17 protein-coding genes and 2 pseudogenes are annotated in these 25284 nt (G+C 74.0%); 12 read left to right on the forward strand and 7 right to left on the reverse strand.

What is annotated here, in order from left to right; translation table 11 throughout:
* Positions 1–212: 212 nt before the first annotated feature.
* The 3 genes from AAC944_RS26470 to AAC944_RS26480 all read left to right on the forward strand — a co-directional run bounded on the left by AAC944_RS26470 (position 213) and on the right by AAC944_RS26480 (position 3517).
* A complete protein-coding gene (locus AAC944_RS26470; protein ID WP_030624962.1) occupies positions 213–1055 on the forward strand; it encodes a GNAT family N-acetyltransferase in 843 nt (280 codons plus the stop codon).
* A gap of 101 nt (positions 1056–1156) precedes the next feature.
* On the forward strand, positions 1157–1690 hold the full coding sequence (locus AAC944_RS26475; protein WP_030624959.1) for a GNAT family N-acetyltransferase: 534 nt from the start codon (positions 1157–1159) through the stop codon (positions 1688–1690).
* Between the two features lie 126 nt (positions 1691–1816).
* A complete protein-coding gene (locus tag AAC944_RS26480; RefSeq protein WP_030624956.1) occupies positions 1817–3517 on the forward strand; it encodes a proline--tRNA ligase in 1701 nt (566 codons plus the stop codon).
* Positions 3518–3772: 255 nt separating this feature from the next.
* On the opposite strand, the gene AAC944_RS26485 is transcribed toward AAC944_RS26480, so the two are convergent.
* From AAC944_RS26485 to AAC944_RS26495, 3 genes are all read right to left on the reverse strand, one after another.
* Positions 3773–4687, reverse strand: a complete 915-nt coding sequence (locus tag AAC944_RS26485) for an aminoglycoside phosphotransferase family protein (protein WP_030624954.1) — start codon at positions 4685–4687, stop codon at positions 3773–3775.
* A gap of 65 nt (positions 4688–4752) precedes the next feature.
* On the reverse strand, positions 4753–5250 hold the full coding sequence (locus AAC944_RS26490; RefSeq protein WP_030624951.1) for a ferritin-like domain-containing protein: 498 nt from the start codon (positions 5248–5250) through the stop codon (positions 4753–4755).
* Entirely contained in the window at positions 5250–5819 is a 570-nt protein-coding gene (locus AAC944_RS26495) for a hypothetical protein (RefSeq protein WP_051872428.1), read from the reverse strand. Before AAC944_RS26495 ends, AAC944_RS26490 begins: the two co-directional genes overlap by 1 nt.
* 161 nt (positions 5820–5980) lie before the next feature.
* Here AAC944_RS26495 and rimP point away from each other — a divergent pair, with 161 nt between their 5' ends.
* From rimP to AAC944_RS26540, 9 genes and pseudogenes are all read left to right on the forward strand, one after another.
* Positions 5981–6529, forward strand: a complete 549-nt coding sequence (rimP, locus tag AAC944_RS26500) for a ribosome maturation factor RimP (RefSeq protein WP_030624946.1) — start codon at positions 5981–5983, stop codon at positions 6527–6529.
* Positions 6530–6531: 2 nt separating this feature from the next.
* A complete protein-coding gene (gene nusA / locus AAC944_RS26505; RefSeq protein ID WP_030624943.1) occupies positions 6532–7524 on the forward strand; it encodes a transcription termination factor NusA in 993 nt (330 codons plus the stop codon).
* 119 nt (positions 7525–7643) lie between these two features.
* Positions 7644–7922, forward strand: a complete 279-nt coding sequence (locus tag AAC944_RS26510) for a YlxR family protein (RefSeq protein WP_078889000.1) — start codon at positions 7644–7646, stop codon at positions 7920–7922.
* Positions 7923–8070: 148 nt separating this feature from the next.
* A complete protein-coding gene (gene infB, locus AAC944_RS26515) occupies positions 8071–11154 on the forward strand; it encodes a translation initiation factor IF-2 (protein ID WP_030624940.1) in 3084 nt (1027 codons plus the stop codon).
* A 171-nt stretch (positions 11155–11325) separates the two neighbouring features.
* Positions 11326–11622, forward strand: coding sequence for a DUF503 domain-containing protein (locus AAC944_RS26520; RefSeq protein WP_030624937.1), 297 nt, complete (start codon positions 11326–11328; stop codon positions 11620–11622).
* Between the two features lie 87 nt (positions 11623–11709).
* Positions 11710–12159 (forward strand): 30S ribosome-binding factor RbfA, encoded by a 450-nt coding sequence (gene rbfA / locus AAC944_RS26525; RefSeq protein ID WP_030624934.1) that lies wholly within the window; start codon positions 11710–11712, stop codon positions 12157–12159.
* Positions 12156–13082: a tRNA pseudouridine(55) synthase TruB gene (gene truB, locus AAC944_RS26530; RefSeq protein WP_030624932.1), complete on the forward strand. Its 927-nt coding sequence runs from the start codon at positions 12156–12158 to the stop codon at positions 13080–13082. The genes rbfA and truB overlap by 4 nt, the downstream gene beginning before the upstream one ends.
* A 320-nt stretch (positions 13083–13402) precedes the next feature.
* Positions 13403–17590 (forward strand): annotated as a pseudogene (locus tag AAC944_RS26535) (hypothetical protein); the annotation flags it as partial.
* Positions 17591–17944: 354 nt separating this feature from the next.
* Positions 17945–18913, forward strand: a complete 969-nt coding sequence (locus AAC944_RS26540; RefSeq protein ID WP_030624924.1) for a bifunctional riboflavin kinase/FAD synthetase — start codon at positions 17945–17947, stop codon at positions 18911–18913.
* Positions 18914–19057: 144 nt separating this feature from the next.
* On the opposite strand, the gene AAC944_RS26545 is transcribed toward AAC944_RS26540, so the two are convergent.
* From AAC944_RS26545 to eccE, 4 genes and pseudogenes are all read right to left on the reverse strand, one after another.
* Positions 19058–21235, reverse strand: a complete 2178-nt coding sequence (locus AAC944_RS26545; RefSeq protein WP_368397321.1) for a nucleotide-binding protein — start codon at positions 21233–21235, stop codon at positions 19058–19060.
* Between the two features lie 1044 nt (positions 21236–22279).
* Positions 22280–22450 (reverse strand): annotated as a pseudogene (locus AAC944_RS26550) (SCO5717 family growth-regulating ATPase); the annotation flags it as partial.
* A gap of 506 nt (positions 22451–22956) precedes the next feature.
* On the reverse strand, positions 22957–23670 hold the full coding sequence (locus AAC944_RS26555; protein WP_030624918.1) for a hypothetical protein: 714 nt from the start codon (positions 23668–23670) through the stop codon (positions 22957–22959).
* Positions 23670–24794, reverse strand: coding sequence for a type VII secretion protein EccE (eccE, locus tag AAC944_RS26560; RefSeq protein ID WP_051872429.1), 1125 nt, complete (start codon positions 24792–24794; stop codon positions 23670–23672). The genes AAC944_RS26555 and eccE overlap by 1 nt, the downstream gene beginning before the upstream one ends.
* Positions 24795–25284: the final 490 nt, after the last annotated feature.

The raw sequence follows: 25284 nt of genomic DNA on the forward strand, positions 1-25284 counted from the left end.
AAACGAAACTAGCCCCCACCCACCCCCCACCGCCCCCCTGTGGACAACCGCAAGGACAGGCGGTGCGCCCCCTGTGGACAACCGCGGTACGCGCGACCTGCCCCCCTGCCCGTCTCCGAGATGGGCAGGGGCGCATCGCGTGTACGCGAGGTACAGTGCCTGGACCTGCTCTCTTACGGCCCCGGCCCTGTCACGGTGAGGCAATCCGACACGTGCTGACGACCACCACCAAGGTCCTTGAGCCCGGGGAGCTCGACGATGCCCTCGCGGTCCTGGACCGCGACCCGGTGGCCAACGCCTTCGTGGCCGCCCGGGTCCAGGTCGCCGGGCTCGACCCCTGGCGGCTCGGCGGCGAGATGTGGGGCTGGTACGAGAACGGGCGACTGGAATCCCTCTGCTACGCGGGAGCCAACCTCGTCCCCGTCTGCGCCACCCCCGACGCCGTACGCGCCTTCGCCGAGCGGGCCCGCCGGCAGGGCCGCCGCTGCTCCTCCATCGTCGGCCCCGCGGCGCCCACGGCCGAGCTGTGGTCCCTGCTGGAGCCCGCCTGGGGCCCGGCCCGCGAGGTGCGTGCCCACCAGCCGCTGATGGTCACCACCGAGCCCGCTGCCGAGGTCGCCCCCGATCCGTACGTCCGGCGCATCCGCAAGGACGAGATGGACCTGATCATGCCCGCGTGCGTGGCCATGTTCACCGAGGAGGTCGGCATCTCGCCGCTGGCCGGCGACGGCGGACTGCTCTACCAGGCACGCGTCGCCGAGCTGGTCGGCGCGGGACGCTCCTTCGCCCGGGTGGAGAACGGCAAGGTCGTCTTCAAGGCCGAGATCGGCGCCGCCACCCTGCGCGCCTGCCAGATCCAGGGCGTCTGGGTCGCGCCCGAGTACCGCGGCAAGGGCCTCTCCGAGACCGGCATGGCGGCCGTACTGCGCTACGCCCTCGCCGACGTCGCGCCCATCGTCAGCCTCTACGTGAACGACTTCAACACCGCGGCGCGGGCCGCGTACCGGCGGGTCGGCTTCGAAGAGGTCGGCGCGTTCATGAGCGTGCTGTTCTGACCGGGGCGCCGGCCGCCGGGGTGCCGTGCCGCCCCGGCGTCTCCCGGCCGAGGTGTCCGGACCGATCGTGTTCACCGTTCCCGCTGTGTACGCTCCCGGCCATGGATGACGTCGCGGTCGGCCCCCTCGACCTCGCTGCCCGCGTGGACGACGCGCTGGCCGTGCAGGCCCTCGCCTTCGGCCTGACCGACGACGAGATCGGAGTACGGCGCCACATCGTGCTGCGCCACCTCACCACCCCCGGAGCCCGCGCCCTGGGCGCCACCACGCCCGAAGGCCGGCTGGCCGGGTTCGTGTACGGCCTGCCCAACGACCGCTCCCACTGGTGGTCCAGCGTCGTCGAGCCGTACCTGCGCAGCACCGGCCAGGACTTCTGGCTGGACGACTCCTTCGTCATCACGGAGCTGCACGTCCATCCCGCGTACCAGAAGCGCGGCATCGGCCGGGCGCTGATCACGCGTATCACCGACGAGGTGCCCTACCCGCGCAGCATCCTCTCCGCGATCGACGTCGAGAGCCCGGCACGCGGGCTGTACCGCTCGCTCGGCTACCAGGACCTCGCCCGTCGTGTGCTCTTCCCGAGCGCCCCCGCGCCGTACGCGGTGATGGGCGCGCCGCTGCCGCTGGCGCGCTGACGGCAGCGGGCCGCGGGGGCTTGTGCGGTGGCTCCCGGGAGGCCGGGGGAGCGGTATCCATTTCCGTGCGCGACACCCGGCCCGATAACCTCGCCCCAGTCACCTTTCTTACGCAGGAGAATCACCATGGCCCAGGTCCAGCGCATGTCCCGATTGATGATCAAGACGCTGCGCGACGACCCGGCCGACGCCGAGACCGCCAGCCACAAGCTGCTCGTCCGCGCCGGGTACGTCCGCCGCACCTCCGCCGGCATCTGGACCTGGCTGCCGCTGGGCAAGAAGGTGCTGGAGAACGTCTCGCGCGTGGTGCGCGAGGAGATGGACGCCATCGGCGCCCAGGAGGTCCTGCTCCCCGCGCTGCTCCCCAAGGAGCCGTACGAGACCAGTGAGCGCTGGGAGGAGTACGGCGACCTGCTGTTCCGCCTGAAGGACCGCAAGGGCGCCGACTACCTCCTCGGCCCCACCCACGAGGAGATCTTCACCCTCACGGTCAAGGACCAGTGCACGTCCTACAAGGACCTGCCGGTCATGCTGTACCAGATCCAGACGAAGTACCGGGACGAGGCGCGGCCCCGCTCCGGCGTGCTGCGCGGCCGCGAGTTCCAGATGAAGGACTCGTACAGCTTCGACACCACCGACGAGGGCCTGGCGCAGTCGTACGCGCTGCACCGCGAGGCGTACCAGAAGATCTTCGCGCGCCTGGGCCTGGACTACCGCATCGTCTCGGCCGTCTCCGGCGCGATGGGCGGCTCCGCCTCCGAGGAGTTCCTGGCCCCCGCCGCGGCCGGTGAGGACACCTTCGTCGACTGCCCGCAGTGCGACTACGCGGCGAACACCGAGGCCGTCACGGTCAAGGTCGAGCCCTCGGACGCCGCCGGCGTGGGCGAGATCGAGGAGCTGGACACCCCCGACACCCCGACCATCGAGACGCTCGCCGAGCACCTGGGCGTCCCGGCCTCCGCCACGCTGAAGAACCTCCTGGTCAAGGTGGACGGCGAGATCGTCGCCGTGGGCGTCCCGGGCGACCGCGAGGTCGACATGGGCAAGCTCGGTGAGCACCTCGCCCCGGCCGTCGTCGAACTGGTCACCGCCGAGGACTTCACCGGCCGCGACGACCTGGTCCGCGGTTACGTCGGCCCGCAGGGGCTGGCCGGCAAGGCCTTCCGGTACATCGCCGACCCGCGCGTCGCGCCCGGCACCTCCTGGATCACCGGCGCCAACAAGGACGGCAAGCACGCCCGCAACGTCGTCGCCGGCCGGGACTTCGAGGTGGACGACTACCTCGACGTGGTCGTCGTCGAGCCGGGCGACCCCTGCCCCAAGTGCGGTGCCGGGCTGGTCATCGACCGCGCGATCGAGATCGGCCACATCTTCCAGCTGGGCCGCAAGTACGCCGACGCGTTCGAGCTCGACGTGCTCGGCCAGAACGGCAAGCCGGTGCGGGTCACGATGGGCTCGTACGGCATCGGCGTCTCCCGTGCGGTGGCGGCGCTCGCCGAGCAGACCCACGACGCGTCCGGCCTGTGCTGGCCGCGCGAGGTCGCCCCGGCCGACGTGCACGTCGTCGCGGCGGGCAAGGCCAAGCAGACCGAGCTGGCGCTGGAGGTCGGCGACAAGCTGGGCGCGGCGGGGCTGCGCGTACTGGTCGACGACCGGGCCGGGGTCTCCCCGGGCGTGAAGTTCACCGACGCCGAGCTGATCGGCGTGCCCACGATCGTGGTCGCGGGGCGCCGTGCCGCCGAGGGCATCGTCGAGCTGAAGGACCGGCGGACGGGTGAGCGCGAGGAGGTCACGGTCGAGGAGGCCGTGGCGCGCCTCAGCGCGTAATTTCCGGCCTCGGTGGCGGGCCCGCGCGGTGACGTGCGGGCCCGTCGGCGTACCCCGTGCATCGCGGCCTGGCGGCCGTTCGTCCCCCGAGCGCCGGACGGGCTTGTTTCCGGCGTGCATACGTCCCCGAAGGGGGGCCGGGCTTGATTGTGGCGTGCGTACGTCCCCGAGCGCAGGCTGGGCCTGATTGCGGCGTGCGTGCGTCCTCGAGCGCCGGGCTCGAGTCTGCTGCTTCACGCCGCACGGTCGACGGCGTCACAGCCAGGTCGCGAACTCCAGCAGCAGTTCTCCGCGGGCGCGGTCGCCCGCGGTCACGGCCCGGAGGCCTGCCTCGACCGCGCCTACCAGGGTCCAGCCGCGCGCGCGGTCGCGGTCGACGTCGAGGGAGTCGGCGAGCTTGGCGACCCGGCGGCGGGCCGCGGCCGCGGCGCCGGTGCCGGCGGCCAGGTCCTCCATGCGGTCCAGGACCAGCCCCACCAGGTCGTACGCGCGCTCCCCGACCACCGGGCGCGGCCCCACCGCCAGCCACGGCGTGCGGTGCCCGGCCAGCACCTTGCCCTGGCGGAACGCGCCGTGCAGCAGGACCTCCTCGGGTGCGTCGGCGGGCAGCGCGCCGCGCAGTTCGGCGGCCTCGTCGACCAGCGGGGCGGCCGACGGGACCGCCGTGCCCCGCTCGCGCAGCGCGGCCACGGCCGCTTCCGTACGGCCGGCCAGGGTCTCGAAGGGGTGGCCCTCCGAGGGCGGTACCCAGAGCCTGCGGACCGTCCCGGCCGCTTCCAGCAGGGCCTTCGCCTCGGGCAGTGAGCGCAGCGACACCCCGCCGCGGAGGCGTTCGAGGAGCAGTGCGCCGCTCTCGGTGTCGGCGCGGAGCAGCCGTACCGCGCCCCAGCCGTCCCAGCGCGCCAGCGCCGCCGCCTCGGCCGCGGCGCCGGGCTGTCCGGGCAGCGGGAATTTCAGCGCGGCGGGCGTGCCGTCCCGCTGGGTGACCAGGACGAGCAGGCTGGCGCGGCCGCCCGGCTCGTGCACCCGCTCCGGGATCAGCTCCCACGCCGCCAGCCGCTCCGCCACGCGGTCCGGGAGCGCGTCCAGCCAGGCGCGCGCGGGGCTTCCGGGGTCGTCGCCGATCGCGCGCACCAACCGTCTCGGCGGTTCGATGGGTGGCGTTGCCATGCTGGAGCTGTCCCTTTCGTCGGCGGTGCCGGGGTGACCGGCGAGCCCGTACGGCCGCTGTGCGCTCAGAGCGCGTCGGCGGATCCGGTCGCGGTGGGCGACGGGCTGCCGGCCGTGGTCCGTTCGGCGAGCCCAGGGAAGGCTACGCCGCTGCCGCGCCAGCGCACCGCACGCACCGCTGCCTCGCGCAGCGATCCGGCCGCGGCGCGCCGCCGGGCGCCCGAGGAGGCGCGTACGAGGTCCGCGTAGGCGCCGGCCACCCGGTCCTCGATGTCGGCCGCGAGCCGGACGGCCGCCGCGGCGTCGGGCACCGGGAACGGCAGTGCGTAAGCGGCCGCCGCGGCCTTCGGCGTGCTGCCGAGCGCGGTCACGCGGCGGCTGAGTTCGTCCCGGCGTGCACGGTGGGCGTCGTAGCCGTCCTGTGCTTCCTTGCGCCGTCCGTCGTCGACCCGCGCCCCCACCACGCCGTAGCCGTAGAGCGCGGCGTGCTCGGCGGCCAGGGCGTTCTGCAGGGCCTCGATCTCGGCTTTGCGCTCCGGGTCCTCGTGCTTGTCGGCCGGCATCAGGCGTTCTTCCCGTCCTTCTCGTCGTGCTCGTCGCGCGCTTCGAGCAGGTGGGCGTGGGCGGCACCGGCCGCGGCGACCGAGGCGAGCAGCCGTGCGACCTCCGGCGGGGCGCTCACCAGCGCGGCCGTCCGCAGGTCGGCCGTGTGCCGCTCGGCGTCGGCCAGCTCGGCGAGGGCCTTCTTCTCCGTACCGGGCACTTCCGGTGCGCGCTGCCGGCCCGGTGCACGGGACGGTGAAGCGGTCGCGGAAGGCGTGGCGGACGGGGTGCCGGTGGCCTCGGGAGCCTCGAACGCCGCTATGTGCCGGGCGACTTCGTCCCGCAGCGGACGGATCCGCCGTTCCAGGCCCGGGTGCGCGGTCAGCGTCGCGTCGTACCGGGCCAGCAGCGCGCCGCTGTCCCGTGCGCCCTTGTCGAGCAGCGTGCGTCCGGCGGCGCTGTCCATGTCGTCGGACGCGGCGGGCTGCTCGGAGCAGCTGGTGAGCAGTGCCGCGCTGCCGACCGCGGCGCCCGCCAGCAGGGTCCTTCTCCTCAGGTGCGTACTCGGGTGCGTACTCGGCTGCGGCACGGTCCTCTTCCCGGGGGTCTGCGGGTGATGATCTGGTGATCACCGCAGGCGAGCGTAACCGCGCCCGCGCACGGAATCGTCAGTACCCCGCCGGAACAGATAGGCTTTGGCCAGACACGCGACCATCCCACAACAGCACACGCGGCCGAGGAGTCACCCGGATGAGCACCACCCAGAGCGAGAGGCTGCGCGGACTGCTTGAACCGCTGGTCGCCGCGCGAGACCTGGATCTGGAAGAGATCGAGGTGACCCCCGCGGGCAAGCGGCGTGTGCTGAGGATCGTCGTGGACTCCGACGAGGGCGTCCAGCTGGACGAGTGCGCCGCACTCAGCCGCGAGATCTCGCAGGCCCTGGACGACGCGGACGCCATGGGGGACGTCGCGTACACCCTGGAGGTCACCTCGCCCGGCGCCGACCGCCCGCTCACCGAGCCGCGGCACTACCGCCGGGCCACCGGCCGCCTGATCAAGGCCCAGCTGCACGAGGGCGGCGAGCTGGTCGCCCGGATCACCGCCGTCGACGACGAGGGCCTGGACCTCGAAGTACCGGGCGTGAAGGGGCGTAAGCCCACCGCCCGCCGGGTCGCCTTCAGCGAGATCGCCAAGGCGCGCGTGGAGATCGAGTTCAACCGCAAGACCGCTCCGGGCGCCGCCAAGGGCGCGGCCCCCGCAGAAGACGACACCAACGACGAGAGCCAGGAGGAGGCGTAGCCGTGGACATCGACATGAGTGCCCTGCGGGGTTTGGTGCGGGAGAAGGAAATCTCCTTCGACCTGCTGGTGGAGGCCATCGAGTCGGCCCTCCTCATCGCCTACCACCGTACGGAGGGCAGCCGCCGTCACGCGCGCGTGCAGCTGGACCGCAACACCGGTCATGTGACCGTGTGGGCGAAGGAGGACCCGGACGACCTCGAGGAGGGCGCTGAGCCCCGCGAGTTCGACGACACACCGTCGGGTTTCGGCCGGATCGCGGCGACGACGGCGAAGCAGGTCATCCTCCAGCGGCTGCGGGACGCCGAGGAGGAAGTGACGTTCGGTGAGTACGCCGGGCGGGAGGGTGACGTCGTCACCGGCGTGGTCCAGCAGGGCAAGGACCCGAAGAACATACTGGTCGACATCGGCAAGCTGGAGGCCATCCTGCCGGTGCAGGAGCAGGTCCCCGGTGAGGAGTACGCGCACGGCACGCGCCTGCGGTCGTACGTGGTCCGCGTCGTCAAGGGTGTCCGCGGCCCGTCGGTCACCCTCTCGCGCACCCACCCGAACCTGGTGAAGAAGCTCTTCGCGCTGGAGGTCCCGGAGATCGCGGACGGCTCGGTGGAGATCTCCGCCATCGCCCGTGAGGCCGGTCACCGCACGAAGATCGCGGTGCGTTCCACCCGGTCGGGGCTGAATGCCAAGGGTGCCTGCATCGGTCCGATGGGCGGCCGCGTCCGCAACGTCATGGCCGAGCTGAACGGCGAGAAGATCGACATCGTGGACTGGTCGGACGACCCGGCCGAGCTGGTCGCGAACGCGCTGTCGCCGGCCCGGGTGTCCAAGGTCGAGGTCGTGGACCTGGCCGCGCGCTCCGCGCGGGTCACCGTCCCCGACTACCAGCTGTCACTGGCCATCGGCAAGGAAGGGCAGAACGCCCGGCTCGCCGCCCGGCTCACCGGCTGGCGGATCGACATCCGTCCGGACACCGAGGCGCCGGACCGGCAGGGCTGAGCCGGGGACGCCGGCGGCGGGCCGCCGCCGGCGTCGATTGTCAGCCACGAGGAATATGAGCGGCCGTTCGGTCCTTACCCCATAGGGGTGAGGCCGCTACGGGGAGGTAGACTTAAGCAGTGTCTGGCCGGACGCATGCCCGCGCATGCCCTGAGCGAACCTGTGTGGGATGCCGGGAGCGAGCGGCCAAGGGCGATTTGCTGCGCATCGTGGTGATCGATGGTGAGTGCACCCCCGATCCTCGCGGTACGCTGCCCGGCCGGGGTGCCTATGTGCACCCCACACTGGTCTGTTTCGACCTGGCGGTGCGCCGCCGGGCGTTCCCCAGGGCCTTCAGAGGACCGGGACCGCTCGACACCACGGTTCTGCGCCAGTACGTCGAGCAGACGACACCGTAAGACAGCACGTCGCACGGAAAACCGTGCGGTCAGGTACCTCGCGAGTCGGAAGTAGGTCGAGATTGCGATGAGCACTCGATGAGTACGCGATGAGTACGCCCATGAAGTAGCGACGGTCCGGTGGACACCCGGACCTAGAAGGAGCGAAGTGGCTAAGGTCCGGGTATACGAACTCGCCAAGGAGTTCGGCGTTGAGAGCAAGGTCGTCATGGCCAAGCTCCAAGAACTTGGTGAATTCGTCCGTTCGGCGTCCTCGACGATCGAGGCGCCGGTTGTTCGCAAGCTGACCGACGCTTTCCAGGCAGGCAACGGCAACGGCCGTGCCGCCGGCAAGCCTCAGGCGCCGCGCAAGAGCGCGCCCGCCAAGCCGTCCGCGCCCTCCCCGGCGCAGACCGGGGGCACCTCCCGTGCAGCGGGGGACCGTCCTGCTGCCCCGAAGCCGGGTGCCCCCAAGCCGGGCCCCGCGGCTCCGGCCGCCCCCGAGGCGCCGAAGAGCAGCGCCCCCTCTCCCGCGGCGCCCGCGCCGGGCCCGCGCCCCACGCCCGGTCCGAAGCCCGGCCCCAAGCCCGCTCCGGCCGCGCCCGCGCAGCCCGAGTTCCAGGCTCCGCCGTCCGCTCCGGCCGCGCCGAAGCCCGGCGCCACCCCCGGCCCGCGTCCGGGCGCCCGTCCCGGCCAGGACCGGCAGGACCGCGGTCAGGACCGTGGCCAGGGCCGCGGCGACCGTCAGGGCCCCCGCCCCGGCGGCGACCGGCAGGGTCCGCGCCCCGGCGGCAACCGCCCCCAGGGCCCGCGTCCGGGCAACAACCCCTTCACCTCCGGCGGCTCCACGGGCATGGCCCGTCCGCAGGCCCCCCGTCCCGGCGGCGCGCCGCGCCCCGGCGGCCAGGGCGGCCCCGGCGGCCCGCGTCCGCAGGGTGCCGGCCAGGGTGGTCCGCGTCCGCAGGCTCCGGGTGGTAACCGTCCGACTCCGGGCAGCATGCCCCGTCCGCAGGGCGGCGGCGCCGGCCAGGGTGGTCCCCGTCCCGGCGGCGGCGCCCGTCCGAACCCCGGCATGATGCCGCAGCGTCCGGCGGCCGGCCCGCGTCCGGGCCCCGGCGGCCGTGGTCCCGGTGGCGGCGGTGGCCGTCCGGGCGGCGGCGGTCGTCCCGGCGGTGGCGGCGGCTTCGGCGGCCGTCCCGGTGGCGGCGGCGGTCGTCCGGGTGGCGGCGGCGGTTTCGCCGGCCGTCCCGGTGGCGGCGGCCCCGGCGGCTTCGGCGGCCGTCCCGGCTTCGGTGGCCGTCCCGGCGGTCCCGGTGGCCGTGGTGGCACGCAGGGCGCCTTCGGCCGTCCCGGCGGTCCCGCGCGCCGCGGTCGCAAGTCGAAGCGGCAGCGTCGCCAGGAGTACGAGGCCATGCAGGCCCCGTCGGTGGGCGGCGTCATGCTGCCGCGCGGCAACGGTGCGACGGTTCGCCTGTCGCGCGGTGCCTCGCTGACCGACTTCGCGGAGAAGATCAACGCCAACCCGGCGTCGCTCGTCCAGGTCATGCTGAACCTGGGTGAGATGGTCACCGCGACGCAGTCCGTCTCCGACGAGACGCTGCAGCTCCTCGGCGAAGAGATGAACTACGTCGTCGAGATCGTCAGCCCGGAGGAGGAGGACCGCGAGCTTCTCGAGTCCTTCGACATCGAGTTCGGCGAGAACGAGGGCGGCGAGGAGATGCTCCTCCCGCGGCCCCCGGTGGTCACCGTCATGGGTCACGTCGACCACGGTAAGACCCGACTGCTGGACGCGATCCGCAAGACGAACGTCATCGCGGGCGAGGCCGGCGGCATCACGCAGCACATCGGTGCGTACCAGGTCTCCACCCAGGTCAACGAGGAAGACCGCGCGATCACCTTCATCGACACCCCGGGTCACGAGGCGTTCACCGCCATGCGTGCCCGTGGTGCGAAGTCGACGGACATCGCGATCCTCGTGGTCGCGGCCAACGACGGCGTCATGCCGCAGACGATCGAGGCGCTGAACCACGCCAAGGCCGCCGGTGTGCCGATCGTCGTCGCGGTCAACAAGATCGACGTCGAGGGCGCGGACCCGACCAAGGTGCGCGGTCAGCTGACCGAGTACGGCCTGGTGGCCGAGGAGTACGGCGGCGACACCATGTTCGTCGACATCTCCGCCAAGCAGGGTCTGCACATCGACGACCTGCTGGAGGCCGTGGTCCTGACCGCGGACGCCTCGCTGGACCTGCGGGCCAACGAGGAGCAGGACGCGCAGGGCATCGCGATCGAGGCGCACCTCGACCGCGGCCGCGGCGCCGTGGCCACCGTGCTGGTCCAGCGCGGCACCCTGCGGGTCGGCGACACGATGGTGGTCGGCGACGCGTACGGCCGAGTCCGCGCGATGCTGGACGACAAGGGCAACAACATCCAGGAAGCGGGTCCCTCGACCCCCGTCCTGGTGCTGGGTCTGACCAACGTGCCGGGCGCCGGCGACAACTTCCTGGTTGTCGACGAGGACCGCACCGCGCGTCAGATCGCCGAGAAGCGCGCGGCGCGCGAGCGCAACGCCGCCTTCGCCAAGCGCACCCGTCGGGTGTCCCTCGAGGACCTGGACAAGGTGCTCAAGGCCGGCGAGGTCCAGCAGCTCAACCTCATCATCAAGGGCGACGCGTCCGGTTCGGTCGAGGCCCTGGAGTCCTCGCTGCTCCAGCTCGACGTGGGCGAGGAGGTCGACATCCGCGTGCTGCACCGCGGCGTGGGTGCGGTCACCGAGTCCGACATCAACCTGGCGTCCGGCTCCGACGCGATCGTCATCGGCTTCAACGTCCGCGCCGAAGGCCGCGCGACGCAGATGGCCGAGCGCGAGGGCGTCGACGTCCGGTACTACTCGGTCATCTACCAGGCGATCGAGGAGATCGAGGCGGCCCTGAAGGGCATGCTGAAGCCGGAGTACGAGGAGGTCGAGCTCGGTACGGCGGAGATCCGCGAGGTCTTCAAGTCGTCCAAGCTGGGCAACATCGCGGGTGTCCTCATCCGGTCCGGCGAGGTCAAGCGCAACACCAAGGCGCGCCTGGTCCGCGACGGCAAGGTCATCGCGGAGAACCTCAACATCGAGGGTCTGCGCCGCTTCAAGGACGACGTCACCGAGATCCGCGAAGGCTTCGAGGGCGGTATCAACCTCGGCAACTTCAACGACATCAAGGTCGACGACGTCATCGCGACGTACGAGATGCGCGAGAAGCCGCGCGGCTGATCGCACATGTAACTGTCTGCGCGTAGCGCGGTCCACCGGAGAGGGTGGCCGGGCGACGGGCGGGCCGGGGCCGGTCGGCGGAGGAATTTCCGTCGATCGGCCCCGGCCGTTGCGTGTACGGTGCCAGTGACCGCTACACCTCAGGCCCCACGGGTGGCTTACCCGGACTGCATGTACGTAGGGACGCTGTCCTTCGACCTCCTCCTCGGCGACGTACGGTCGCTGAAGGAGAAGCGCTCCGTCGTCCGCCCGATCGTCGCCGAACTGCACCGCAAGTACGCGGTCAGCGTGGCGGAGGTCGGCGAACAGGACCTCTACCGCAGGGCCACGATCGGCCTGGCGGCGGTCTCCGGTGACGCGGGGCACCTCACAGACGTACTGGACCGCTGCGAGCGACTGGTCGCCGCGCGTCCCGAAGTGGAGCTGCTGTCGGTACGGCGGCGGTTCCACGGCGACCACGACGACTGACGCGCGGCCGGCCGGGTGACCGGCCGGCCGTGCGGGCCGTCGGCGCCGCACGCACCATGGTGGAAAGAAACAAGAAGGAGACGACCAGTGGCCGACAATGCGCGGGCGAAGAGGCTGGCGGACCTCATCCGGGAGGTGGTCGCCCAGAAGCTGCAGCGCGGTATCAAGGACCCGCGGCTCGGCTCCCACGTGACCATCACGGACACCCGGGTCACCGGCGACCTGCGGGAGGCGACGGTCTTCTACACGGTCTACGGCGACGACGAGGACCGGGCCAGCGCCGCGGCCGGACTGGAGAGCGCCAAGGGCATCCTGCGCTCCGAGGTCGGGCGTGCCGCGGGCACCAAGTTCACGCCGACCCTGACGTTCGTGGCGGACGCCCTCCCCGAGAACGCCAGGACCATCGAGGACCTGCTGGACAGGGCGCGGGCCTCCGACGCCAAGGTCCGGGAGGCGTCCTCGGGCGCCGACTACGCCGGTGAGGCCGACCCGTACCGCAAGCCGGGCGACGACGACGAGGACACCGCCGCCGAATGAAGCAGAAGGTCAACGTGCCGGACGGACTCGTCATCGTCGACAAGCCGTCCGGCTTCACCTCGCACGACGTCGTGGCGAAGATGCGCGGCATGGCCCGCACCCGCCGGATCGGGCACGCCGGCACGCTGGACCCGATGGCGACCGGCGTGCTCGTCCTGGGTGTCGAGCGCGCCACGAAGCTGCTCGGCCACCTCGCGCTGACGGAGAAGGAGTACGTCGGCACGATCCGGCTCGGCCAGACCACGGTCACCGACGACGCCGAGGGCGAGATCACCGAGTCCCAGGGCGCGAAGGACATCGGCCGGGACGCCCTCGCGGCCGGGATCGCCGAGCTGAGCGGCGACATCATGCAGGTGCCGTCCAAGGTCAGCGCGATCAAGATCGACGGGAAGCGGTCGTACGCGCGGGTGCGCGGCGGGGAGGAGGTGGAGATACCGGCCCGCCCGGTCACCGTCTCCTCCTTCGTGCTGCACTCCGTCCACGAGGCCGAGGCCGACGACGGCACCCCCGTCATGGACCTCCTGGTCTCCGTGGAGTGCTCCTCGGGCACGTACATCCGCGCGCTCGCCCGCGACCTCGGTGCCGGACTGGGCGTCGGCGGGCACCTCACGGCGCTGCGCCGCACCCGCGTCGGCCCGTACAAGCTCGACAAGGCCCGCACGCTGGAGCAGCTGCAGGCGGCCGTGGACGAGCCCGAGGGCGGCGGCCTGCCGATCATGCCGATCGGTGAGGCGGCGGCCGCGGCGTTCCCGCGCTGGGACGTCACCGTGCAGCAGGCCAGGCTGCTCGGCAACGGCGCGCGCATCCCGATGCCGGTCTTCGACACGGACGGACCGGTCGCCGCGTTCTCGCCGGACGGCACGTTCCTCGCCCTGCTGGAGAACCGGGGCGGGAAGGCCAAGAGCCTGGCGGTCTTCGTCTGACCCGCGGTCCGATCCGCGTTCTCCTGTACGTCCGCACGTCCCGTGGGCAGGCCTGAGGGCCCGCCCTCGGGACGTGGCCGTTTCCGGGGGAGCGGGCTCCGGGCCCGCCGTACGGTCGTTCCGCCATTCGGTCGTCCCGTGCCGCGTATGCCTCGCCCGTCGGTCTTTCATCCCTTCGGCCGGGCGCTCGGGGCGAACCGCGGGCGCGGACAGGGGCGCTTTCGTCGCGCGCCCTGTCCAGGACGATCACCGGCTGCCTACGGTCGAAATGACCCGGTACGCGGTGGCCGGGGCGACCGGCGACGGCGGGAGGTACGGCGATGGTGGTGCAGGCGGCCGACGCGGCGGAGGCGCTGGTGCGCATCTGCGACCTGGCGGGGCGGCCGCGCGGCACGGGCTTCCTCGCCGATCCCGACGGCACGGTGCTGACCAGCCACGAAGTCGTCGACGGCCTGGCGCGGCTGGTCCTGCACGGCGCCGGCGGACGGAGCTGCGCGGTCGGCACGGACGCCGTCACCCCGCTCCCGGAGGCCGGCCTCGCGCTCGTGCGGACCGGCGGCCTCGGCGTACCGCCGCTGCCGGTCGCCGCGGGCCGGCCGCGGCCGGGCACGGACGTGCGGCTGTACGCGGACGTGCCCCGGCACGCGGCGGAGGAGCAGCACGACGGCGCCGGTGCGCTGCCGGCCCGCATCGTGGGCGCCGCCGCCGTCACCTACACCGCGACCGACCGCCACCATCTCCTGGCGGAGGCGGCCGAGCTGGCGGTGTGCGGGCCGGGCGGCGAGGCGCTGCGGCTGGGCGGGCCGGCCGCCGGCGGGCCGGTGACCGACGCCGGGACCGGTGCGGTGCTCGCCGTGATCGGCACCGCCCTGCACCGCGGCGGGCGCGCGGCGGACGGGAACGCGCCGGACGGCTACGCGATCCCGCTGCACGCCGCGGCCGAGGCCGCGCCACGGGGGCCGCTCGCCGCGCTGCTGGCCCGTAACGCCGCCACCGTCCCCGCGTACGGCCCCGACCTCAACCTGGCGGGCGTACTGGCCCTCACCGCGACCGCCATGGGCACGGCGGGCGGCCCGGGGCCCTGGCGGGAGCCGGTCGAACGGCCCGAGGTGACGGGAGAGTTCACGGCCTTCGGGGCGTACGGCACGGCCGCCGCCCCGGGATCCGGGCCGGGTGCGCGGGTCCTCGCGCTGGTCGGCGAGCCCGGCACCGGGCGCAGCACGGAACTGGCGGCGCTCGCCGTCCGCCGCGCGCGGGCCGCGTCGCCCGCGCCCACCGTCCGGCTGCGCGGCGCCGACCTGCGCGCCACGGACCGCGGTCTGCGGGACGCGGTGGGGCGGGCACTGCGCTCCGCGGGCCGGGTGCTCAGCTCCTCGGGACCGGCCGCCGGCGACCCCGCGGCCGTGACGCCCGACGAGGTGGCCCGGCTCGCGCGGGCGGCCGGACGCGCCCTGGTGGTCCTGCTGGACGGCCCCGAGGAGCTGCCGCCGGGCCTCGCCCAGCGGCTCGCCGACTGGACCCGGGACACCGCGGAATGGCTGCACGGCGCCGGGGCGCAGCTGGTCGTCGCCTGCCGGCCCGAGTACTGGGAGACGGCCGGCGCCCTCTTCCCCGCCGCCTTCCTGCACCGGCCGCACCGCCCCGCGGTGTCCCCGCCCGGCGCACCGGCCGGGGCGCTGCCGCCCTGCGTGCGCCTGGGCGACCTGCCGCCCCGCCAGGCGGCCCGGGCGCGCGCCCGGTACGGCCTGCCGCCCGGCACGCTGACCGCCGCCGACGCCGGGCACCCGCTGTCCCTGCGGCTGCTGGCCGAGGTGCGGACGGCCGTGGCGGCGGCCGGCGGGGACACGAAGGCGCTGGGCACGCCCCGCCGCCACGAGATCTTCGGGGCCTTCCTGGATCTGCTGTGCCTGCGCGTCGCCGAACGGCTCGCCGGGCCGGCGCCGGGGGAGCGCGGTCCGGACGTACGCCGGTCGGCCGCGCGGGTGGCGGGGCGCGCGCACGACGCGGCCCGCCGCTGCCTCGGCCCCGGCCAGGGCGAACTGGACCGGGCCGCGTTCGACGAGCTCTTCCCGTGGCGTACGGGATGGGCGTCCGCCGTGCTCGCCGAAGGGCTGCTGGTACCGGCGGGGGCCGGTTACCGCTTCCCGCACGGGGAATTCGCCGACTGGCTGCAGGGCGCGCACCTCGACGTGGACGACACGCTGGACGCGCTCGTGCACCGGCCGGTACGGGGCGGCGCCGCGCAGCTGCCCGCCGCCGCCCCGCCCGGCGGCGGCGCGGTACCGCAGGACCCGGCACCGCCCGTCGTGCCGCGGCACCGCATCGGCCCGGTGGTCGAGGCCCTGCTGTTCCTCGGCCGCCGCGCCGGCCCCGAGGCGCTGGGGCGGCGGCTGGAAGGGCTGGTGGCGGTGGTCACGGGGACGCACACCGGTGCCGCCGCGGGCGACGCCCGCTGGTGGGCGGAGCACCTGCTCGGCGAGGTCCTGCTGCGGCTGCCCGACGCCGCCCCGTACGCCCGTGTACTGCACCTCCTCGCGGCCCGGGTGACGGACCGTTCGGCGCTGGCAGGCGGCTTCGACCGTACGGGCCTCGACGCGTTCGGCCCCTGGTTCTGGGAACGGCTGCCGCTGGACCCGGCCACCCGCCTCGACCTCGTCCGCCGCCTGCTCCCGGCGGACGGCCCCCCGCCCGGGCCGACGCCGAGCGCCGGGGGACCGGGGCCCGGGGAAGCGGGAGCCGGGGGATCGGGGACCGGGGAACCGGGCATCGGCGCATCGGAAGTCGGCGGAGCGGGGGCCGGAGGGCCGGGAGCGGACTCCTCCGGACCTGCGGCCGGGGTGCCCGCGTCTGCCGGTCCCGTGGCCGCCGCCGCTCCCGCTGTGCCCCCGGCCTCCGCGGCCCATGCGGCCCCCGTATCCCATGCGACCTCTACAGCCCATACGGCCCATGCGACCCCTATGGCCCATGAGACTCATGAGGCCCATGAGATCTATGAGATCCATGAGGCACGTGCGGCTCACGCGGCGACCGGTGAGCCGGAACCGCAGGCCGACGCCCGGCGTCCCCGCTTCCTCGGGCTCGCGGTGACACTGCTGCGTGCCGACCCCCGGCGGGTGCAGCCGCTGCTGTGCCGCTGGTTCGACGACGAGCGGCCGTTGCAGCGCGGGCGGAGCGCCGTACAGGCGGCGGCCGGCGGCACCCCGCCGCACGAACCCACCGTCGCGGCGGCCGCCCAGGCCCTCCTGCACACCCACCGCCGCCGCGCGACCGACGGCCTCACCGAGGCGCTGGCCGCGGCCGCCCACCCGCGCGCCGACGAACTCCTCACCGCCCTCGCCGAGGACGAGCCCGCCGCACTCTGCCGTGCCGTGGACCGCTGGTCCCGCGACGACCGGCCGGCGCGCCGGGCGGCCGCCGCCACGTACGCACCGGCCGCGGCCGCCCACGCCGTCACCGAGCCGGACCGCGAACTCCTGCGCCAGGCCGCCCGTACGCTCCTCGACCGGCCGGGCGACCCGTACGTACACGGACGCGCGCTCACCCTGCTCGTGGGCGACCGGGCCACCCGCTCCCGGTACCTGGACCGCGCGCTGGCCCGCTTCACGGCGGGCGACCCCGGGCTGCCGCCCGCCGCGTTCGCCGCCGCGCTCACCAGCCACCCGGAACCGGTGCTCGCCGCCTTCCGCACCCGGCTGCGCCGGTCGGCCACGGCAGGGGGCGGGGCGGACACCTCGGCGACGGGGGGCGCGGGCGGACCGGCGCGCGCCACCACTGCCCCCGAGGGCGCGACCGACGGGGCGGTCGACGGCTCGACCGACGGTGCCGAGGCCGTACTCCGTACCCTCGCCGGCGTCTCGACCCCCGCGCTCGCCCAGCGCGCCGCCGCCCTCGTGGACGAGTACGCCATCCGCTTCCCCTGGACGGCGGCCCGCCCCGTCGCGGACTTCGTGGCCCACCGACTGGAGGCCGGGCCCGGCGCCCGCAGCGTGCTGCAGCCGCTCGCCGTACGGTTGCTGACCAGCCACGCGGCGCCCGTACGGTGCGCACTGGTGCCCGTACTGGCCGGGCCGGGCAGCACCGCCTCCCGTCCGCTCCGCCAGGAACTGCTGGACGTGCTGCTGGAGCGCGAGCGCGTCGGCGGGCGGCCGGCCCCCGTGCCCGACGCCACTGTGCCCGACGCCACCGTGCTGGACGCGCTGCTGTGCGCTGCCGCCCAGGGGGCAGGGCGCCGCCCGGAAGCACAGACCCGGGACCTCGTGCACCGCACCGGCATGCTCCACGTACGGACGCCCGAGGGCGCGGCCCGCTTCGACCGGCGCCTGGTCGAGCTGGGCCGTCTGCTGCCGGAGTTCGCAGCGATGGTACGGACATGGCTGGCGGCGGCGCCGGCGGAGTGGGCCGCTGTCGTGGGCCCCAGCGCCCGCGCCATGCTCGGCCCCCGCCACCCGGCCGACCTCCCACCGCCCCCCCGCCCCGACGCTCCCGCACCAGTCCCTGCCTCAGTCCGTGCCCCAGCCCGTGTCACCGTCCCTGGTCCAGCCCCCGCCTCCGCCCTCGCCGCCTTCCTCGTCTCCGTCCTCGCCCTCGCCCGTGGTGAGGAGTCCCAAGGCCTGGCTGACGCGTCCCATGGCGCACGGTGCCGTCCGCGCGCCCGTCCAAGGCGCCCCGCACCCGGCCTGAGCTCCGTCCGGACCGGCCCGCACACCCGGTCCCGCCTGCGCGCATCGGCCGCTCTCCGCGCGGGCGGCCGAGGTGAGCCCACCCTTCGCGCGAACCACACCCTCCGGCATGGCAGTCTTAGACCTGCGCAATGCCGTATCGGTGTAGTGAACAGACAAGAGTTCGGGCAAGGAGCGGGCACAGTGCAGCGCTGGCGTGGCTTGGAGGACATCCCCGAGGGCTGGGGGCGCAGCGTCGTCACCATCGGCTCCTACGACGGCGTGCACCGCGGACATCAGCTGATCCTCGGCAAGGCCGTGGCGCGCGCCCGCGAGCTGGGCGTACCGGCCGTGGTGGTCACCTTCGACCCGCACCCCAGCGAGGTCGTCCGGCCCGGCACCCACCCGCCGCTGCTCGCGCCGCACCACCGGCGCGCCGAGCTGATGGCCGAACTGGGCGTGGACGCCGTACTGATCCTCCCCTTCACCAAGGAGTTCTCGAAGCTGGCGCCCGCCGACTTCGTCGTGAAGGTGCTGGTCGACAAGTTGCACGCGAAGCTGGTCGTGGAAGGCCCCAACTTCCGCTTCGGGCACAAGGCCGCGGGCACCGTCGAGACGCTGGCCGAGCTCGGCCGGACCTACGACTACGACGTCGAGGTCGTCGACCTCTTCGAGCGCGGCGCGGCGGGCGGCGGCGAGCCGTTCTCCTCCACGCTCACCCGTCGGCTGGTCGCGGCCGGCGACATGGCCGGCGCGAGCGAGGTGCTCGGCCGCCCGCACCGCGTGGAGGGCGTCGTCGTACGTGGTGCCCAGCGCGGCCGCGAACTGGGCTTCCCGACCGCCAACGTCGAGACGCTGCCGCACACCGCCATCCCCGCCGACGGCGTGTACGCGGGCCATCTGCACGTCGAGGGCGAGGCGATGCCCGCCGCCATCTCGGTCGGCACCAACCCGCAGTTCGACGGCAAGATCCGCACCGTCGAGGCATACGCCATCGACCGCGTCGGGCTCGACCTGTACGGCCTGCACGTCGCCGTGGACTTCGTCGCGTACATCCGCGGCCAGGAGAAGTTCGAGACCCTCGACGCGCTGCTGGAGCGCATGGCCCTGGACGTGAAGCAGGCCCGCGCGGTGGTCAGCCAGGGCCCGCCCACCGCTTCCCGAGACGTCTGAGACGCCTGGGACATCTGAGACGCTTGGTACATCTGAGACGCCTGCGGCACATGCACCTCTCATGACTGAACCCCCTTGCTCGGCAAGGGGGTTCAGTCATGTGCGCGCCGCCGTGGGGCGACGCGCCGCGACTCCTCCTACTGACTACTGCTGCGGCTGCTGCGGGGGCTGCTGCCACCCCGGCTGCGGACCGGGCTGACCGGGCTGCGGTCCGGGCTGTCCCTGCTGAGCAGGCTGTCCGGGCTGTCCCTGCTGCGCGGGCTGCTGCGGGTAGCCGTAACCGTACTCCGCGCCGGGCTGCGGCTGTTGCTGCTGCGGGTACTGCTGGGGAGGCTGCTGCTGCCACCCCGGCTGCGGACCGGGCTGCCCTGGGTACTGGCCCGGTTGTCCCGGCTGTCCCGGCTGTCCGGGGTACTGGCCGGGCTGGGGCTGCCCGGGGGCGGGCTGGCCGGGGACCTGCTGACCCGGCATCTGCTGGCCCGGGACCGGCTGTCCCGGCGCCTGCTGGTAACCGCCCGGCATCGGCGGCGCGGCGTTCGGCGGCTGGTGGCCGCCGTGCTCCTGCTGCGTCCACAGCCCCTGCGCCGACTGCGCCCGCGCGAAGTCCTCCGCGACCATCGCCGAGAGGTTGAAGTACGCCTCGCGGGTCCGCGGCCGCATCATGTCGAGGTCGACCTCGGCACCCGCCGACAGATGCTCGTCGAACGGCACGACGACCACGCCGCGGCAGCGCGTCTCGAAGTGCGACACGATGTCCTCGACCTTGATCATCTTGCCGGTCTCGCGCACCCCGGAGATGACCGTGATGCTGCGCGAGACGAGGTCGGCGTAGCCGTGCGCCGACAGCCAGTCCAGCGTCGTACTGGCGCTGCTCGCACCGTCCACCGACGGCGTGGAGATGATGATGAGCTGGTCCGCCAGGTCCAGCACGCCGCGCATGGCGCTGTAGAGCAGGCCCGTACCGGAGTCCGTCAGGATGATCGGGTACTGCTGCCCCAGAATGTCGATGACGCGGCGGTAGTCCTCATCATTGAACGTCGTCGAGACGGCCGGGTCCACGTCGTTGGCGAGGATCTCCAGCCCGGACGGCGCCTGCGAGGTGAACCGCCGGATGTCCATGTAGTTGTTGAGGTACGGGATCGCGGTCACCAGGTCGCGAATGGTGGCGCCGGTCTCCCGCCGCACGCGGCGCCCGAGCGTACCGGCGTCCGGGTTGGCGTCGATCGCGATGACCTTGTCCTGCCGCTCCGTCGCCAGCGTCGCGCCGAGCGCGGTGGTCGTCGTGGTCTTGCCCACGCCGCCCTTGAGGCTGATCACCGCGATGCGGTAGCAGGAGAGGACCGGCGTACGGATCAGCTCCAGCTTGCGCTGGCGCTCGGCCTCCTCCTTCTTGCCTCCGATCTTGAAGCGCGAGTTGCCGGGCTGGTTGGCCCCCGGCTTCCGCGCCTTCTGCTTGCCCTTGAGCAGTCGCTCGGAGGACAGCTCCACGGCGGCGGTGTACCCGAGGGGCGCACCGGCCGGACCGTTCCCGCTCTGCGGCTGGCCCTGCGGCTGGCCCTGGCCGGGCGCGGAGGCCGACCAGGCACCGGCGCGGGGGTCGCCGTTCGGCGAGCCGCCCGGTCCGCCGATGTGCCCCTGCGGCCCCGGCTGCTGCCCGTGCGGCGGCTGACCGTACGGGCCGGGCTGGGCGTGGGGCTGCGCACCGGGCAGGCCCTGCTGCGGGTTCGGCTGCCCCGGGCCGGCGGGCTGCTGCTGCGGGTATCCGTAACCGGACGGCTGCGGATAGCCGTACCCGGACTGCTGCGGGTATCCGTAACCGGGCTGCGGCCCGGGCGCACCGGGCACAGGGCCGGGCTGCGCACCGGGCTGACCGCCCTGCTGCGGACTCGGCTGGGCACCGGGCTGCGGCTGACCGGGCTGCGGCTGCGGCTGCGGGCCGGGCTGCCCCGGCTGGGCGGCCTGACCGGGCGCACCCTGCGCCCCCGCGCCCGGCTGCCACCCCTGCCCCGCCTGCGGCGAGGGGGCGGGCGCACCGGGCGGTACGGCCTGCCCGGCGGCGCCTGCGGGCTGTCCCGCGGTGCCTGCCGGCTGCCCGGCGGCGTTCGCGGGCTGCCCGGCGGTGCCTGCGGACTGTCCCTCGGGCTGCTGCGCTGCGTCCGGCTGAGCGCCGCCGGGTGCGGTCTGTGCGGTCTGTGCGTTCGGCTGAGCACCGGACGCTGCCTGCGCTCCCGGCTGAGCGCCCGATGCCGCCTGCGCGGAAGCCTGGTCGGGCGCCTGCGCGGCCTGCCCGGGCGCCTGCCCCGGACCCTCGTGCCCAGGCACCTGGCCGACGGGAGCCTGCCCGACGGGGGGCTGACCGGGGGCGGCCTGTCCCGGCATCGGCTGCGGGGGAGCCGGCTGCTGCGGAGCCGGCTGCTGCGGAACCGACTGAGGCGGCGTCGCCTGCGCGGCCGCCTGCTGAGGAGCGGGCTGCACCGGAGCCGGGTAGCCGTAACCCCCCTGCGGAGCAGCCTGCCCCTGCGATGCGCCCTGATCCTGCGCAGCGGACTGTTCCTGAGGAGCGGCCTGATCCTGCGATGCGGCCTGGTTCGGCACGGCCGGCGCCCCACCATCCGACGCCCCACCGCCCGGCGTTCCGCCACCGGGCGTTCCGCCACCCGGCGTTCCGCCACCGGGCGTCCCGCCACCCGGCGCGGGCTGAGCCCCGGGCGCGCCCTGCTGCCCCGACGCGGCACCCGCCGGCGGCGGGAACCCGTAACCACCCTGCAGCGGTGCAGGCGCCTCCGACGGCGCCTGACCGGCCGGGGGCCACGCACTGGACTGCGGTACGCCAGGACCCGCGGGCGTGCTCTGCCCCTGCGGCTCGGCGGGCCGGAACTCCGGCGGCAGCGGCGGCAACGAGGACCCGGACCCCTGCGGCGGGGCGGGCGACCACGCGCCGGCGGCCGGCTGACCGTGCGGCGGCGTCAGGGGCGCGGCATCCTCACTCAACGGCTCAGGCTGCTCGACCGCCGACTCCGAACCGCCCTGGGCCCCGGAGGCGTCCTCGTCCTTGCCCTGCGCGGAACCGTTCGCGGAACCCTCCGGCGCCGCCCCGGCAGCGTCACCGGCCTTGTCCTCCGCGTCCGCCCGCTCCTTGTTCTCGGCGCGCAGCGCGGCGGACGAGAAATGCATGGTCGCCCCACCGGTCGGCTGCCCGCCCGGCCCCGCCTGCTCCCCGGCCCCGGCACCGGCGCTCGGTGCGTCAGGCATCGACGGCGTCACCACCGGAGGGAACAGCGGCTCACCCGACGGCGGCGGAGGCGGCGGCACCGTGCCACTCGCCCCGGCCCCGCTCCCGGAACCCGCCCCCGAATCGGCGTTCTGCGTGTACCAAGCAGGCGGGGTGTAGTCGATGGTGAACTCACCCGTCATTTCGGGATCCGCGTCGGACTGATCCTCGCCGGGGGTGATGCCGCCCGTGCGGATCTCGTCCCGATCGCTGCTCACTACGCCTCCTGCTGTGGTCTGGCACCTCTGAATCCCGCGACGCGACACCGTTCACGCGCATCACCGACACACGTACGCCGAATCGCTGGATCCCCCTGACACGCCGGGCGTTCCCGTGGGTTCCCCTGTCGCTTGGACCCAAGCCTAAACGCCACCGGCGACAGCCCGGCAGGCCCGTCTTTGCCCGATACCTGTCTGTTGCCTCAGGTTACGCACGTCCCCCCGCAGGCCGTGGCCGCGAAGAAAAACAAGGAGCCCCCGCCCACGAGAAACACCAAGTCCAGCGCCCCCGCTGAACCCAATCACCCCAACCGCTCCAAAACGCGCAACTACCCCGAACGCCCCACAAGCGTGCGCGAACCTCTCACACCCGCCACGAAGCCCCCGCCCAACACAACCCCTGAGCCGAGCCGACTCCCACCGACCGGCCTCACCGGCCCCCCCGGCACCGGCTCCACCAGCTCGCCGCCTGGGCCGACCTCCCGCATCGACTCTCAGTCCGCGGTTGCCCTCTCGGTCCGTGGTCGTCCCGCTCCGCCGCGCAGCTCTCGGCCTCAGTCAACCCGCCGAGGATTGCCGAGCAGCCCTCTCTCCGCTTCCGTCGGCTGCGTCATCACGTACTGCCGCGTCTGATCGTCACCGCACCACAAGGTGACCCCGTCGCCGATCGACGGCAGCGCGGCCACATCCGTCTCCGAGAGCCCCAGAATGCGCGCCGCGTGCGCGGCCTCATCGGGCGAGATCCGCTGGAGGCCGACGAGATGCGCGGCGTTCATCAATCGAGGCGCCACCGGGCTCATGTACGGCAGCAGCGTCAGGACCGACTGCCACGGCGCCGAGGAGACCCGCCCGCGCGGTGGCCGCATACCGCAGTCCCGTACGACCAGTACCGGGCTGCCGACGGTCGCACCCATCGGCGGCACCCGCCCCACGTCGTGCAGTGTCAGACACTCCTGGCCCGCGCCCGCCGCGTGCGCGAGGTTCGTCCACAGCTGTGGCCGCCCCGTCTCGACGGCGACGCGCGCCCCCGTACCCGCCGCCCGCAGCGCAAGCGCCTGCGCCGTCCACAGCCCACCGATGAGCAGCACGTCGAACGGCGCGGGGTGGTAGAGACCCAGCACCGCCGGACGGTTCTCCGCGTCGTGCCCGACCGTCAGACCGTCGTCCCCGAGCGGCAGCGTCAGCGCCCCGAGATGACCGACCGGCAGCACGTGCCGCTCCCGACGCCGACCGTAAAGGCCCCGCAGGGCCGAAGTCGCCGAAGCCATCAGCGCGCACCTCCCAGCGGCAGCGTCGCCACTGCACCGGGCAGCTGCTCCCGGTCCAGCCGGACCAGCCCCAGCTTCGCCTCACGCGCCGCCACCTCCAACTGGCGCCGGGCCCGGGAAAGTTCGGCATCCGAGCGCCCGGTCAGTCGTACGTGCCCGCTGATTCCGGCTGCCCCGTTCCGGTCACCGGCCGTCACGGTGAGGCTGAACGTCGAGGCCAGCGTCGGCACCGACGTCAACACCGACACCAGGCGCGGCAGCGGCGTCGCCGACCGGCCGAGTTCGGGCCAACGCCCGACCCCGTACGTCGTGTGCAGCCGGTCGTCGCACCTCCAGACCCGCGAGGTCTCGTGCGTACGCCGCGCCGGCGCGGCATCGGGCAGGCCCGCCCGTGCGGTCGCGACCGGATTGGCACAGGCCGAGGTCGCCAGCGCCGCAATCAGTTCCTGCTCGTCCAGGACGGTGGCCAGGAACCCGGCTCCCGTGAGGCGGCTCGCCAGATGATCGGTCGCGCGCGTCAGGCAGCGCTGCGCGCCCGTCAGCCCGCCGCCGCGGGCCTTGACCGCCTCCCGGCACAGCTCGGGATCGAACTTCAACGCCACCCACATCAGCCGCAGCGCCGGCGCCCCCGTCTGCTGCTGCAGCGGCACGTAACTCTGCCGGGCCACCGCATGCTCCGGGAGGTGCGGCGCGGGCGCCGGCTGCACGTGCTGCACGACCTGCACGGACTCGAGCTTGATCCCGTCCACGTAGAGCGCGTCGTGCAGCACCGTCAACGGCAGCGCCCGTGCGCCACCCGCGGGCCGCAACGCGCTCCCCTTGGCCTCGACCCGCACCACAGCCGTGAGGAACGTCCCGTCCCCGACCATCCCGACCGTCCGCCGATCCCGATCGAGATACCCGTACGTCCGCAGCCCGGGGACGGCTTCCGCAGCCGGTGCCAGACTCGGATCCGCCCCCTGACCGAGCGGCACGGCCGCACTCCTCCGCGCCCGCAGCGCGAGCACGGTCGCCAGCCAGTCCCGCACCGACAACCGCCGCCGACGCAACACCGCGAGCAGCACCAGCGCCACGGCCACCACGATCCCCGGCACCAGCAGCAGCATGTCCACCGCGGCAGTCATCAGCACCACGGCGAGCGCCAGCTCGATCAGTACCAACTGCTGGAGCTGGAGGGGACCGATGCGGTTGGTGCCGGCCTTCTTCACCAGCGTCGTCGAGGCGTCGCTGCGGTCATCACCAACCTTGCGGACGACCTCACCCTGGTCGATCGCATGGGTGACTCCATCCGCGGCGAGCTGAACCGCTGCGGCAGCCACTTGACCCAGTCCCACCGGCCCGTGGCCTCCGCGCCGGTGGCCACCGCGACGACCAGGTCGTCGGGCGAGTGCAGGGCGGCCAGCGAGGCGACCATCGCACGGGCCGCATCGTGCACGCACTCCAGCTCATGCCCGGCGCGCTCGTGCTCGTCCCGTCCTCCAATCTCTGCGCGGTCGAGCCGCGCACCGGACAGGTGCGCTGGCGTGACAAGAAGTACGAGGACTTCTCGCTGGCAGGCGCCGAGGGCAGCACGCTCTGGTTCACCACTTCGGGCGACAGCTCCGAGGTCCTCGT

It is taken from the genome of Streptomyces sclerotialus (genome assembly GCF_040907265.1).
Classification (GTDB): Bacteria; Actinomycetota; Actinomycetes; order Streptomycetales; family Streptomycetaceae; genus Streptomyces; species Streptomyces sclerotialus.